Raw genomic sequence first — 13468 nt, 5'->3', positions numbered from 1 at the left:
CCACAGGCGTCACCGGTTAGCGGTCGCCGCCCTGCAACTCGTCGTCCGCCAGCAGCCGGGAGCGCACCAGAAAACGTATTCCAAGCGGTGCCTCCAGCGAGAAACCGCTCCCACGGCCGGGCACGACGTCGATCGTCAGGTGCGTGTGGCTCCAGTACTCGAACTGCGCCGCGGACATCCACACAGGAATGACGAAGTCGTCCACCGCGAGGTCGCCGAGGTGCACGTCGGACGAACCGGTGCGGAACTCCCCGGCCAGGTAGCACATCGGGGCAGAGCCGTCGCAGCAGCCGCCGGACTGGTGGAACATCAGGTCGCCGTGGTCGGCCCGGAGGCCGCGGAGCACGTCCGCGGCCTCCGGCGTCAGCGCGACGCGGGGCATCAGAAGAAGCCCAGGGCGTTCGGGGAGTAGCTGACGAGCAGGTTCTTGGTCTGCTGGTAGTGGTCGAGCATCATCTTGTGGTTCTCGCGGCCGATGCCGGACTGCTTGTAGCCGCCGAACGCCGCGTGCGCAGGGTAGGCGTGGTAGTTGTTCACCCACACGCGGCCCGCCTGGATGTCGCGGCCCGCGCGGTAGGCGACGGAACCGTCGCGTGACCACACGCCGGCGCCCAGGCCGTAGAGGGTGTCGTTGGCGGTCTTCATGGCGTCGTCGTAGTCGGAGAACCGGGTGACCGAGACGACCGGGCCGAAGATCTCCTCCTGGAAGATCCGCATCTTGTTGTCGCCCTCGAAGATCGTCGGTGTCACGTAGTAGCCGCCGGACAGTTCGCCGCCGAGGTCCGCGCGCTCGCCGCCGGTCAGCACGCGGGCGCCTTCCTGCTTGCCGATGTCGATGTAGGACAGGATCTTCTCGAGCTGGTCGTTGGACGCCTGCGCGCCCATCATCGTCTCGGTGTCGAGCGGGTGGCCCTGCTTGATCGCGCGGGTCCGTTCCACGGCGTCGCCCATGAAGCCGTCGTAGATGTCGCTCTGGACCAGCGCCCGCGACGGGCACGTGCAGACCTCGCCCTGGTTCAGGGCGAACATCGTGAAGCCCTCGAGTGCCTTGTCGTAGAAGGCATCCCGCTGCGAGGCCACGTCGGAGAAGAACACGTTGGGCGACTTGCCGCCGAGCTCCAGCGTGACGGGGATGATGTTCTCGCTGGCGTACTGCATGATCAACCGGCCGGTGGTCGTCTCGCCGGTGAACGCCACCTTCGCGACGCGGCGCGAGGACGCGAGCGGCTTGCCCGCCTCGACGCCGAAGCCGTTGACGATGTTCAGGACGCCCGGCGGGACGAGGTCGGCGATCAGCTCCATCAGGACGTGGATCGACGCCGGCGTCTGCTCGGCCGGCTTCAGCACGACCGCGTTGCCCGCGGCCAGGGCGGGCGCGAGCTTCCAGACCGCCATCAGGATCGGGAAGTTCCACGGGATGATCTGCGCGACGACGCCGAGCGGTTCGTGCAGGTGGTAGGCGACCAGGTCCTCGTCGATCTGCGAGATGCCGCCCTCCTGGGCCCGCAGCGCGCCCGCGAAGTAGCGGAAGTGGTCGACGGCGAGCGGCAGGTCGGCGGCCAGCGTCTCGCGGACCGCCTTGCCGTTGTCCCACGTCTCCGCGACCGCGAGCACCTCCAGGTTGGCCTCGATGCGGTCGGCGATCTTGTTGAGCACGTTGGCGCGTTCCGCGACCGAGGTCTTGCCCCAGGCCCGGGAGGCGCCGTGGGCCGCGTCCAGCGCGAGGTCGACGTCCTCGGCGGTGCCCCGCGCGACCTCGGTGAAGTCCTCCCCGGTGACGGGGGTGGGGTTGGCGAAGTACTGGCCCTTGGCGGGCGGTACGTACTCGCCTCCGATGAAGTGGTCGTACCGGTCGCGGTACGTGACCACGCTGCCGGGTTGTCCTGGAGCCGCGTACTTCGCCATCTGGGCCTCCCGCGTCGTTGCGAACAGGCGGCGAACGTAGAACCGTCAACGTTTCACCCGCGTTGCATCCGAACGGAGTAGCCGTGGGCTTGCTCCGGTGGCAACGTGCCCTGCATCCTGGAGCAATGGACCCCGGCGAACTGGGTGCCGCCCGGCCGGTGATCTTCGAGTCGTGGCGGCGGTCCCTCGACGCGCGCATCGACCCCGACCGCCACGAGGCGCCGGTCGTGTACGGCCCGGACGAGGTCGCGGATCTGAGGGGCGCGCACCCGCTGGCCGCGACCGTCCCGCTGCTCACGCACACGCTGTCGATGGACGACACGATCATGATCGTCACCGACACCCGTGGCCACATCCTGTGGTGCGAGGGCGACAACCAGGTCCGCCACAAGGCCGAACGCGTCCACCTCACCGAGGGGTCGCGCTGGAGCGAGGACGTCATCGGCACGAACGCGATGGGCACCGCGCTGGTGACCGGCAGGTCCGTCACCGTCCACTCCCGCGAACACCTCGTGCGCACCTACCACGGCTGGACGTGCGCGGCGAGCCCGATCCACGACCCCCACACGGGGCTGCTGCTGGGGGTCGTCGACGTCAGCGGACCCTTGAAGACGATGCACCCGGCCGTCGCGCAGCTCGTGTCCGCGGCCGCCCGCCTGGCCGAGCACCACCTGCAGCGGTTCGCGCCGCGGCAGCACGTGCTGACGCTGAACTTCCTCGGCGGGCTGCACGCCGACCTCGACGGACGGCCGCTGGCGCTGACGTTGCGCAACGCGGAGGTCCTGACGGCGCTCGCCCTGCACCCCAAGGGTCTGACGGCGGAACAACTCGCGTTGTTGCTCTATGGTGAACGTGGGAACCCGACCACGGTCCGCGCGGAGCTGCACAGGCTGCGTGCGCAGCTCGGTGGTGTCCTGCTGACGAGGCCGTACCGGCTCGATGCGGTGGTGCGCGGCGACTTCCTGGACGTGCGGACGGCTCTGAGGTCCGGCGACGCGGGCAAGGCGACCCGGCACTACCACGGTGATCTGCTACCCCGTTCGGACGCGCCGGTGATCCGCGAGGAGCGGGTCGACCTCGCCGCCGCGGTGCGCAAGGGCGTGCTGGAGCGGGGAGATCTCGACGCGCTGCTGTCGTTCGCGGACAACGGCGACGACGCCGAGGTGCTCGAGCGCCTGCACCTGCTGCTCCCGGTCACCGATCCTCGTCACGCTCTCGTCTCCTCGCGCCTGCGAAGGGCGCTGGAATAGGCTTTCCCGCCAGGGGAGGGCAAAAGTGAAGCAGTGCATCAACTGCATGACCCGGTTGCCGCGCAAGGAGGTCACCGAGGTCGCGTGGTGCGGTTTGTGCGCGCCGTGCCTGCAGGTCGTGTCGGACCAGATGAAGGTGCTGCACGACCGGCCCGGTGGCGCGGCCGTGCAGATCCAGCAGTGCGGCTGGTGCGGTGTCGCGCGCTCGTGCGGCGTCGGCTGGCGCACGAGGTGCCTGGTGTGCCTGGACGACAGGTCCGTGCCGGACCCGGCGGTGCAGAAGATCGCGCACCGGCTGGAGCTCGACGGCACCTGGCGGGAGAACTCGGAGCTCATCGCCGCGACGACGGTGAAGGTCCGGCTCGCCAAGTACTTCCGGCCCGGCTGGACCGTGCTCGCGACCGACGTGCACGGGCTGCCGTGGACCGGGTACCGGTGGCTGACCAAGTCGCACGGCACGTGGGGCCGCGACGACGAGACCGGGGAGGTGCGGCGGCTCAAGCGCGTGCGCGGCGAGGAGGACATGCTCTACCTCGTGCGGTACGGGACGGTGCTCAAGTTCGGGCGAGGGACCGCGGACCGGGTGAGCGCGCACGTCGCCCAGGGCGCGGTGCCGGTCATCGTGCTCTGCGCGCCGAGCCAGCAGGTCGTCGTGGCCAGGGACCGGCTCAGGCGGCTGCACCGCGGCGAGATGGTGTCGCAGCGGACGCCGGTCGACCTGTTCGCGGTGCTGCCCGACGGGCTCGACGTCACCGATCGGTTCCCCCGGAGTTGATCGCGGGTAGTCCTCCACCATGGACGACTTCGTGGTGGTCGGGCAGGTGGGACGGGACCTGGTCCTCGTCGTGGACGAGGTGCCGCAGGCCGGCGGCACCACACCCGTGCGCGAGCGCCGGGAGCTGCTGGGCGGCAAGGGCGCGAACATCGCGGTCGGGCTGGCCCAGCTGGGTGCGCCGGTCGCGCTCGTCGGTGTGGTCGGGGACGACGACGTGGGCGCCCGCCTGATCGCGCGGGCCGGGGCGGACGGGATCGCCACCGAGGCCGTGGTGCGGCGGCCCGAATGCGCCACCGCGCTCTTCGTGGACGTGGTCGCCGACGGGTGGCGCTACCTGGAGGACGTGCCGGACGCCGCGCTGCTGCGCGAGGAGGACCTGCCGATCGAGGTCATCACGCGTGCGGGCACCGTGGTGGTGCAGCTGCAGCAACCGCCCGAGGTGGCTCTCGAGGCGGCACGGGCGGCATCCGGCCGGGTCGTGCTCGACGGCGCACCCGAACGGCTGCGAGACGAACTGCTGGCGTGCGCCGACGTGGTGCGCGCGGACCACCGCGAGGCCGAGCAGCTGACCGGCCGGAAGATCACGAGCGCGGACGACGCGCTGGGTGCGGCCCGCGAGCTGATGCCGAAGGAGCTCGTGGCGTTCGCCGTGGACGGTGTGGGCAACGTGTTCGTGTGGGACGGCGGCGAGTTGGTCGTGCCGCTGGGGGACGTGGAGGTCGTGGACACGACCGGCGGCGGTGACGCGTTCGTGGCGGCGCTGGCGTTCGCTCTCACGCGTGGAGACGGCCCCGAGGAGGCGGCGAGGCTCGCCGTCGAGGCCTCCGGGGCCACGGTGACGCATCCCGGGGGACGGCCGAACCTCACTGCGAGCTGATCAGGCGGGTTATCGTTGAGCCGTCAATCGAGGGGAGGGGTCCGCGTGCGAGTACTCGCCGTAGTGCTGTTGCTGCTGCTCTCCGCCACGCCCGCGCACGCCGCGACAGGTACGTACGTGCGTCTCGGGCACTTCTCGATGGACCAGGCGCGCGTCGACGGCACGCTCGACGGGGTGAAGCTCGGCACCCTCGACTACGCCCAGCTCTACGACTACCGCCGCATCGAGCCGGGCGAGCACGTCGTCGAGTTCCGCATGGCCGAGCCGGGCAGCCCGCTGCTGCGGTCGGTGTCGATGCGGGCGGAGACCGGGAAGACCTACACGGTCATCGACATCGCCTCCTCGATGAGGGTGCTCGAGGACGACATCAGCCTGCCCCCGGACGGCCAGGCGCGGCTGCGCGTGATCAACGCCGGTGACGCCGCGATGGACCTGGTGCGCGGCGGCGTGGCCGTGCACCGAGGCGTGCAGGCCTATTCCACGACCGGCTACGTGCTGCTGGCACCCGGCTCGGACGGGCTGCAGGTGGTGCCGCGCGGCAAGGACTCGACGACGCTGGAGGCCGCGATCGAACCCGGCGGCGTCTACACGCTGCTGGTCAACGCCCGGCGGATCGAGTTGCGGACCGACGCCAAGGGCGCCGAGGTCGTGCCCGGCGGCGGGCAGGAGACCGGGTTCGGCGGCATGGCGGGCGGCTGGGACTGGCTCACCGCCCTGGTGATCACGCTCATCGTGGGCGTGGCGATGTACTCGGTGCGCGGCCGGCTGTTCCGGTTCGGCTGATGGCCAAGGGCAAGCTCCTGATGGGGTCGGCGGTGCTGGTCACGCTGATCTACGTCGTCAAAGGGCCGGGTTCGGACGAGGTGCCGGAGCCGGTGACGGTGCTGATCCCGTCGATCGGCGTCGAGACCGCGCTCGAAGCGCTGGAGGTCGACTCCGCCGGGGCGCTGGAGCCGCCGACGCGCTCGGACAAGGCCGGGTGGTACGCCGGGGGGATCGCGCCGGGTGATGCCGGTCCGGCCGTGATCGCGGGGCACGTCGACTCGAAGACCGGGCCCGGTGTGTTCTTCCGGCTGCCCGAGCTGCGGCCCGGTGCCGAGGTGCTGGTGGAGCGCGAGGACGGCAGCAAGCTCACGTTCGTCGTGAACAGCACTCAGACGATGGAGAAGTCCGCGTTCCCGACCGCCCTGGTCTACGGGCCGACGCCGTTGTCCGAGCTGCGGCTGGTCACGTGCGGGGGCGACTTCGACCGGGTCGCGGGCAGCTACCGCGACAACGTCATCGTGGAAGCGGTGCTGAAAGCCTGACGGTCTCGTCCGCCCACCGCGTGAGCAGCGTGGTGTCGTGCGAGATCGCGAGCACTCCCGCGCCGGACTCGCGTTGGTATGCCCGGATCACGCCGACCAGTGCCGCCGTCGTGGAGGCGTCCAGCATCGTCGTCATCTCGTCGCAGATCAGGTACCGCGGTTTCAGCGCGAGCGCACGGGCGAGGCAGGCGCGTTGCAACTGGCCGTCGCTGACCTCGTGCGGTCGGCGGCCCAGCAGGTCGTCGGTGAGCATCACCAGGTCGGCCAGTTCGTCGACGCGGTCCCCGCCGGGTTCCGCGATCGCCTGGCGGAGGGTGAACCGCGGGTCGACGGACAACCTCGGCTGCTGGAACAGGACACCGATCCTGGTGCGCTGCCTGGCCTTGAACCGGAACCCTGTGACGGTCTCGCCGTCGATCTCCACCGTCCCGGCGAACGGCTTGTGCAGCAACGCGAGCACCCGCGCCACAGTGGACTTGCCCGATCCACTCGGCCCGGCGAGACCCACGGTCTGTCCGGGGTGGACGGTCAGGCTGACGTCGGTGACCACCGGGGCCTGGTAGCCGGCGGTGATGCCGATCCCGGTCAGCACGGGCGGTGGCACGCGACGGCGTGCGGGTCGTCGGTGAGCACGGGGCGGTCCTCGCAGATCGCGGTGGCCTGCTCGCAGCGCGGGGCGAACGCGCACCCCGCCGGCAGGTCGGTGAGCAGGGGAGGCTGGCCGGGGATGGGGAGGAAGTCCCGTTCCGGCAGGGCGTTCGCGAGCCCCCGGCTGTAGGGGTGCTTGGAGGCGTCGAGCACCTCGTGCGCCGGGCCGACCTCGACGATCCGGCCCGCGTACATCACCGCGATCCGGTCGGCGACCTTGTGCGCCGCCGCGAGGTCGTGGGTGATCAGCAGGACGGCGTGGCCGTCGTCGACCAGCCTGCGGAACTCGCCGAGCAGTCCGTCCACGAGGTCGCGGTCGAGGCCGGTGGTCGGTTCGTCCGCGATCAGCAGCGGCGGGTTGCCGACCAGCGCCAGCGCGTTCGCGACGCGTTGCGCCATGCCGCCGGACAGCTCGTGCGGGTAGCGGTCGAGGTGTTCGGGCAGCAGTCCGGCCCGTTCGGCGGCCTGCTGAGCGTCGCCGCCGAGGACGCGCGCGGCCTCCTCGAGCTGGGCGCGCGCGGTGCGGACCGGCGTCAGGTGGCTCGCCGGACTCTGCGGGATGAGCCCGATCCGCCGTCCGCGCACCGTGGTCGCGAGCTCGTGGTCGGTCGCCACGAGCAGGTCGACCTCGCCGAGCCGCGCGCTGCCCGAGGTCTCCGCGTTGCCCGGGAGGAACCCGAGCAGCGCCGAGGCCAGCACCGTCTTGCCGCAGCCGCTCTCGCCGACCAGCGCCACGCACTCGCCGGGCCTGATCCGCAACGACACGTCGTTCACGGCCTCGACGGTCGCGCCCTTGAGCGCGAACCGCACCGACACCCGGTCGATCTCCAGGTTCACCACGTCAGCTCCGTGCGCCGCTTGGGGTTCAGCCGGTCCCGCCACACGCCGCTCAGCCCGGACACCGCCAGCGTCGTGACGATCAGCAGCAGTCCGGGTGCCAGCGACATCCACCAGCCGCCGGTCAGCAACGAGCGCTGGGCGTCGTTGATCATGTTGCCGACGCTGGCCGCGTGCGGCGGCAGACCGAGGCCCAGGAACGACAACGCCGTCTCGTGCCACACCGCGTGCGGGATCATCAGGGTGGTCGCGAGCAGCACCTGCGGGGCGACGTTGGGCAGCAGGTGCCTGGTGAGCACCTGCGTTCGGCTCGCACCGCCGACGATCGCCGCGTCGATGAACGGCCTCGTGCGCAGCGACAACACCTCCGACCGCACGATCCGGGCGGACGTGAGCCAGTGCGTGAGGGCGATCGAGATGATCACGGCGGAGAGGCTGGGCCGCAGGACCGCCACGATCACGATGCCCAGCAGCAGGTGCGGCACCGAGGCGATCGCATCGACCACGCGCATCAGGATCCGGTCGAACCAGCCGCCGATCGACCCCGCGAGCGCGCCGACCGCCGTGCCGGCGACCGCGGAGATCACGGCCGCGACCACGCCGACCGTGAGGGACACGCGCAGGGCGTAGACGCAGCGCAGCAACACGTCGCGGCCCAGTTCGTCGGTGCCGAACAGGTGCGCGGCGGACGGCGGCTGGTTGGCGATCGCGAGGTCGACGTACTGCTCGTTGAGCTCCACGAACAGCGGCACGACCAGCACCACCAGCGCGACGACGCCCAGGACGACCGCGGACGGCAGGAGCCGCCACTTCGGCGATCGTGGCGGGCTCGCGGCGGTGAGGCGGCTGCGCGGGGCGGGGCGCCAGGTCAGGTCAGCCATCGAGCGCCACCCTCGGGTCGGCCAGCGCGTACAGGACGTCGGCCAGCAGGTTGCCCACCAGCACCACACCCGTCGCCATCACGGTCAGCGCGCCCAGCAGCGCGAAGTCGACGTTCAGCGCCGCCTCCACCGTCGCCCGCGCGATGCCCGGCCACGAGAACACCGTCTCCACCAGCAACGCCCCGGTGATCAGCTCGGGCAGTCGTGCGCCGAGGAGGGTCAGGAACGGCAGCAGCGAGGTGCGCAGCGCGTGCCCCGACACCACCAGGTGGTCCGGCAGCCCGCGGGCACGGGCGCCTATCACGTGGTCCTGCGTGAACGACTCGAGCAGGTTCTGCCGAACGAACAGCACGAACCACGGCGCCTGCGAGATCGCCAGCACGGCCACCGGCAGCACCATGTGGGCCGCGACGCCGCCGGCCGACAACGGTTCGGACCCGGTCGTCACGCCACCGCCGGGAAGCCACCGCAGCTGCAGCGCGAACACGTACAGCACCGCGAGTCCCACCCAGAAGACCGGCGCGGCCTCCAGCGCGTAACAGCTGCCCGTGATCGACCGGTCGAGCCACGACCCCTGCCGCCACGCCGCGAGCGTGCCCAGCAGCAGTCCGAGCACCAGGGCCAGCGCGAAGCCGACCGACACCAGCAGCACCGTCCACCCGAGACGGTCGCCGATCACGGCCGACACGGGTTGCTGCAACGACAACGAGTCGCCGAGGTCGCCGGTGACCGCGTGCCGCAGCCAGGCCCAGTACTGCGACACGACGGGTTCGTCGACTCCCCAGTTCGCGCGCAGCTGGGCCACGCGCTCCGGTGAGGCGCCGATGATCCGGACGCCGAAGTAGCGTTCGATCGGGTCGAACGGTGAAGCCTTGGCCAGCACGAACAACGCGAAGCTGACCACGAGCAGCACCGGGACCGCGAACGCGAGCCGGCGCAGCGCCAGCCTGCCGATCGCCTGCCCCCGCGTCACGGCTTCGGCGTCCAGCGCTCGAGGTTCCACCACACCGCGTGCACGAGGCCGTGGTCGTGCGGCTCGACCTGGGTCTCCTGGCCGTTCCACTTGTCCCGCAGGACGTAGGTGTGGTCGAGGAACACCAGGAACGCCCAGCCGGGATCGGCGGCGTAGGCCTGCTGGAAGTCCTGGTAGGCCTGCTTGCGCGCGGCCGGGTCGAGGCTGCGGCGGGCGGTGTCGAGCGCGGTGTCCACAGTGGAGTTCCGGTACAGCGTCATGTTCACGTAGCCGTCCTGGCCCGCGTACTTGCTGTGCAGCAACGTGTAAGCGGCCGTGTCCGGGTCGTACGGGTCACCGCCGCCCCACACCGCCGCCGCCTTGCGCCGCTGCAGCATGACGTCGAACGTGGTCGCCTCGACCGGGGCGTCGATGCCGAGCTTCGCGATGTCGGAGGCCGTGGCGAGCGCGAGCTCCTTGCGCAGCACGTCGGGAGCGGGGTAGAGCACCGGGAGCTTCGCGGCCTGGCCGTCCTTGGCGCGCTTGCCGTCCGCGCCCTTGCGCCAGCCCGCCTCGTCGAGCAGCCTCTCCGCCTCGGCGACGTCGAAGGTGAACGCGGTCTTCTCGTCGTACCAGTTCTGCAGGTACGGCGAGATCGGCGTGGACGCGGGCTTGCCGGAGCCGGCCAGCACGGCGTCGATCATGGCCTGGCGGTTGATGCCGAGGTTGATCGCGCGCCGGACCTGCGGGGACGAGGTGAACGGCAGTTCGGACGGGATGCCGAGGCCGCGGTAGTCCGCCGAGGGGTTCTGCACGATCTTGTAACCGGACTTGTCACGGTAGGTCCTGGCGAGCTTGGGCGGCAGCACGGTGCCGTCGAACTCACCGGCGGCCATGCGGGTCGCGCGGGCGTTGTCGTCCGGCACGAAGACCACGGTCACGGACTTGATCGCGGGCGCGCCGCCCCAGTACTTCTCGTTGGCCCGCAACACCATCCGGTCGCCCTTGCGCCACTCCGAGACCGTGTACGGGCCGGTGCCGACCGGGGCGGTGTTGAACGGCGCGCTGTTGATGTCGACGCCCGTGAGCTTCGCGGCGGGCACGATGCCGAGCGCGAGCTGCTGCGCGAAGGGCGCGTACGGGTAGGAGAGCGTGAACTCGACGGTGGCCGGGTCCTTCGCCACGACGCCGGCCAGCGCGTCGAACCGGGAGGCGATCGTGGAGTTCACCTTCTTGTCCACCACGGACCTGTACGTGAACACGACGTCGTCCGCGGTCAGCGGGGTGCCGTCGGAGAACGTGATGTCCTTGCGCAGCTTGGCCGTCCACGTCAGGCCGTCCGCCGACGCCGTCGGCAGCTCCGCGGCCAGAGCCGGTTTCAGCGCCAGCGAGGCGTCACGCGAGACGAGCCCGTCGAAGATCTTCCCGGCGCCGTCCGGGGCGTAGCCGAGCACCGGGTTGAGGTTCTCCGGCTCGCCACCCGCGCCGATCACGATGGACGTCGCCGATCCGGTCGTCGAGCCGTCGGGTGACGAGCACCCCGCCAGCAGGACGACGGCCAGCAGAAGCGCGCGCCGCATCCAGTTCCTCCCCAGTGTCTGTGTTGCCAGAGGCAGCTAACAGCAGGCAAGTTGCAATAAGCAAGACCTTGCAGCTGCGCGCTTGAGGAAGAGTCGTGCCAGCATCAAGGCATGACCAACGGAGTGCACACCCACGAACACGCCCACGGTGATACGACCCACACGCATCCCCACGGGGAGCACGCACACGACCACGGCGAGCACGAACACACCCACACGCACGGCGGCGAAACGCACTCACACACGCACGTGCACGACGCGGGTCACGTCGAGGAGCACGAGCACTCGCACTAGTGCGATTCGCGGGCGACTGCGCTGCCGCTGGAGCCGATCAAGAAGTCGAGATCGGCTCCGGTGTCGGCGCCCAGGACGTGGTCGACGTAGAGCCGTTCCCAGCCCCGCCTCGGTGAGGCGAACGCCGCTGTCGTGGCCGCGTTCGGCGTGCGGGACAGGAAGTCCGGCGCCTCGACGTCGATCCGGCGGTTCTCCACGTCCAGCACGATGACGTCACCGGTCCGCACCAGCCCGAGCGGTCCGCCCGCTGCCGCCTCCGGTGCCACGTGCAGGACGACGGTGCCGTAAGCCGTGCCGCTCATGCGCCCGTCGCAGACGCGGACCATGTCGCGCACGCCCTGCTCCAGCAGCTTCTTCGGCAACGGCATGTTCGACACCTCCGGCATGCCCGGATAGCCGCGCGGGCCGCAGCCCCGCAGCACCAGCACGGAGTCCGCGTCCACGTCGAGGTCGGGGTCGTCGACGCGGGCGTGGAAGTCCTCGATGCTGTCGAACACCACGGCCTTCCCGCGGTGCTGCAACAGGTGCGGCGACGCGGCCGCCGGTTTGATCAACGCCCCTGACGGCGCCAGGTTGCCGCGGAGCACCGCGATCCCGCCCTCGGTGATGATCGGCGCGGACCTGCTCCTGATCACCTCGGGATCCCAGATCGGTGCGTCGCCGAGGTGGTCTACGAGCGGCCGTCCGGTGACCGTGAGTCCGGCGGGATCGAGCAGGTCGCGCACTTCCCGCAGCACGGCCAGAAGCCCGCCGGCGCGGTGGAAGTCCTCCATCAGGAACCGGCCCGCCGGCTGCAGGTCCACCAGCAGCGGCACGCCCGAGCCGATGCGGTCGAAGTCGTCCAGCGCCAGGTCGACGCCGAGCCGGCCCGCGATCGCGAGCAGGTGCACCACGGCGTTGGTCGAGCCGCCGATCGCCGCCAGCGCCACGATCGCGTTGTGGAACGACGCCCTGGTCAGGAACGTGCTCGGCCGCCGGTCCTGCTCGATGAGCTCCACGACCAGCCTGCCGGTGCCGTGCGAGGCCTCCAGCAGCCTGCTGTCCGGCGCCGGGGTGCCCGCCACGCCGGGGACGACGGTGCCCAGCGCCTCGGCGACCAGCGCCATCGTCGACGCGGTGCCCATGGTGTTGCAGTGGCCGCGGCTGCGGATCATCGCGGACTCGGAGCGCGCGAACGCCTCCTGCGACAACGTGCCCGCGCGCACCTCCTCGGACAGCCGCCAGACGTCCGTGCCGCAGCCCAGGGGAGTGCCGCGGAACGTGCCGGTCAGCATCGGCCCGCCCGGCAGCACGACCGCCGGGATGTCGACGGACGCGGCGGCCATCAGCAGTGCCGGGATCGTCTTGTCGCAGCCGCCCAGCAGCACCACGCCGTCGACGGGGTTCGCGCGCAGCATCTCCTCGGCCGCCATCGCGGCCATGTTGCGCCACAGCATCGCGGTGGGGCGGACGTTGGTCTCGCCCAGCGACACCACGGGCAGGTTGAGCGGGATGCCGCCCGCCTCGTACACGCCGTTGGAGACGGACTTCGCGACCTCGTCCAGGTGCGCGTTGCACGGGGTGAGGTCGGAGGCGGAGTTGGCGATGGCTATCTGCGGCCTGCGGAAGGCGTCGTCCGGGGTGCCGCGGCGCATCCAGGCGCGGTGGATGTAGGCGTTGCGGTCCTGACCTGCGTACCAGTGCTCGCTGCGTAGCCCCACTGAGCGCCTCCTAGCGGTCCCCCTCGACCTTAGCTACATCGGCAGGTCGGGCGGCAGCTGCAGAGCGATGGTGATCAGCGAGTGGACCCGGTTCGCGATCACCGACAGCAGCCCGTGCATCTCCGGGGACGCGGCGTCGGCGGCCTCCTGCAGCGTGCGCAGGTCCGTGTCGATCTGCCCGAGCACCGCCGCGGTGTCGGCCGGACCGGCCGTGAACGCGCGGGCTATGTCCTCCAGGGGAAGACCGTGGACCTCCAGGCGTTGTACGAGGTGGATGCGCTCCACGTCGTCGCCGAGGTAGAGGCGGTAGTTGCTCGCGGTGCGCTGGGCGGGGCTGATCAGGCCCAGTGTCGTGTAGTAGTCGACGGTGCGGATGCTCACGCCGGCGCGGGCGGCGAGCTCGCCGATCTTCAGCAGTGCTTCGGACATGGCGGTGACCTCCCGTCACCGCAACCATACAGT

General features: G+C 70.9%; 15 protein-coding genes. 6 read left to right on the top strand and 9 right to left on the bottom strand.

What is annotated here, in order from left to right; all coding sequences use genetic code 11:
• Positions 1-16 precede the first annotated feature (16 nt).
• Together DFR72_RS04600 and adh are read right to left on the bottom strand one after the other, a co-directional pair.
• On the bottom strand, positions 17-382 hold the full coding sequence (locus DFR72_RS04600) for a DUF779 domain-containing protein (RefSeq protein ID WP_170176120.1): 366 nt from the start codon (positions 380-382) through the stop codon (positions 17-19).
• Complete coding sequence (gene adh, locus DFR72_RS04595) at positions 382-1905, bottom strand: aldehyde dehydrogenase (RefSeq protein ID WP_090063883.1); 1524 nt, start codon at positions 1903-1905, stop codon at positions 382-384. The genes DFR72_RS04600 and adh overlap by 1 nt, the downstream gene beginning before the upstream one ends.
• 125 nt (positions 1906-2030) lie before the next feature.
• Here adh and DFR72_RS04590 point away from each other — a divergent pair, with 125 nt between their 5' ends.
• From DFR72_RS04590 to DFR72_RS04570, 5 genes are read left to right on the top strand one after another with little or no spacing between them, the layout of a single operon-like run.
• Positions 2031-3155, top strand: a complete 1125-nt coding sequence (locus tag DFR72_RS04590) for a GAF domain-containing protein (RefSeq protein ID WP_090063884.1) — start codon at positions 2031-2033, stop codon at positions 3153-3155.
• Positions 3156-3180: 25 nt separating this feature from the next.
• On the top strand, positions 3181-3930 hold the full coding sequence (locus DFR72_RS04585) for a hypothetical protein (protein ID WP_090063885.1): 750 nt from the start codon (positions 3181-3183) through the stop codon (positions 3928-3930).
• A 19-nt stretch (positions 3931-3949) separates the two neighbouring features.
• Complete coding sequence (locus DFR72_RS04580; protein ID WP_090063886.1) at positions 3950-4807, top strand: PfkB family carbohydrate kinase; 858 nt, start codon at positions 3950-3952, stop codon at positions 4805-4807.
• A 45-nt stretch (positions 4808-4852) separates the two neighbouring features.
• Positions 4853-5590, top strand: coding sequence for a DUF4397 domain-containing protein (locus DFR72_RS04575; RefSeq protein WP_143086646.1), 738 nt, complete (start codon positions 4853-4855; stop codon positions 5588-5590).
• Positions 5590-6114 (top strand): class F sortase, encoded by a 525-nt coding sequence (locus tag DFR72_RS04570; protein WP_245982516.1) that lies wholly within the window; start codon positions 5590-5592, stop codon positions 6112-6114. Before DFR72_RS04575 ends, DFR72_RS04570 begins: the two co-directional genes overlap by 1 nt.
• On the opposite strand, the gene DFR72_RS04565 is transcribed toward DFR72_RS04570, so the two are convergent.
• From DFR72_RS04565 to DFR72_RS04545, 5 genes are read right to left on the bottom strand one after another with little or no spacing between them, the layout of a single operon-like run.
• The gene (locus tag DFR72_RS04565) at positions 6086-6706 is read right to left on the bottom strand and encodes an ABC transporter ATP-binding protein (RefSeq protein WP_090064513.1); all 621 of its coding nucleotides are present in this window, start codon (positions 6704-6706) and stop codon (positions 6086-6088) included. The two genes, DFR72_RS04570 and DFR72_RS04565, sit on opposite strands and share 29 nt — an antisense overlap.
• Positions 6700-7602: an ABC transporter ATP-binding protein gene (locus tag DFR72_RS04560; protein ID WP_211335299.1), complete on the bottom strand. Its 903-nt coding sequence runs from the start codon at positions 7600-7602 to the stop codon at positions 6700-6702. The genes DFR72_RS04565 and DFR72_RS04560 overlap by 7 nt, the downstream gene beginning before the upstream one ends.
• Positions 7596-8480: an ABC transporter permease gene (locus tag DFR72_RS04555; protein WP_090063889.1), complete on the bottom strand. Its 885-nt coding sequence runs from the start codon at positions 8478-8480 to the stop codon at positions 7596-7598. The genes DFR72_RS04560 and DFR72_RS04555 overlap by 7 nt, the downstream gene beginning before the upstream one ends.
• A complete protein-coding gene (locus DFR72_RS04550; protein ID WP_245982515.1) occupies positions 8473-9483 on the bottom strand; it encodes an ABC transporter permease in 1011 nt (336 codons plus the stop codon). Before DFR72_RS04550 ends, DFR72_RS04555 begins: the two co-directional genes overlap by 8 nt.
• Positions 9450-11012, bottom strand: a complete 1563-nt coding sequence (locus DFR72_RS04545) for an ABC transporter substrate-binding protein (protein WP_090063890.1) — start codon at positions 11010-11012, stop codon at positions 9450-9452. Before DFR72_RS04545 ends, DFR72_RS04550 begins: the two co-directional genes overlap by 34 nt.
• Before the next feature lie 111 nt (positions 11013-11123).
• On the opposite strand from DFR72_RS04545, the gene DFR72_RS04540 reads away from it, so the two are divergent.
• Positions 11124-11306, top strand: a complete 183-nt coding sequence (locus tag DFR72_RS04540) for a zinc transporter Slc39a7 (RefSeq protein ID WP_090063891.1) — start codon at positions 11124-11126, stop codon at positions 11304-11306.
• Here the strand turns inward: DFR72_RS04540 and DFR72_RS04535 are convergent.
• Together DFR72_RS04535 and DFR72_RS04530 are read right to left on the bottom strand one after the other, a co-directional pair.
• A complete protein-coding gene (locus tag DFR72_RS04535) occupies positions 11303-13006 on the bottom strand; it encodes a dihydroxy-acid dehydratase (RefSeq protein ID WP_090063892.1) in 1704 nt (567 codons plus the stop codon). The two genes, DFR72_RS04540 and DFR72_RS04535, sit on opposite strands and share 4 nt — an antisense overlap.
• Before the next feature lie 33 nt (positions 13007-13039).
• Entirely contained in the window at positions 13040-13435 is a 396-nt protein-coding gene (locus tag DFR72_RS04530; protein ID WP_090063893.1) for a MerR family transcriptional regulator, read from the bottom strand.
• Between the last annotated feature and the right edge of the window lie 33 nt (positions 13436-13468).

Source organism: Lentzea flaviverrucosa (assembly GCF_003350445.1).
In the GTDB taxonomy this organism is placed as follows: Bacteria; Actinomycetota; Actinomycetes; order Mycobacteriales; family Pseudonocardiaceae; genus Lentzea; species Lentzea californiensis.
The sequence above is the reverse complement of the archived record's forward strand: the minus strand, read 5'-3'. Positions and strand labels throughout refer to the sequence as shown.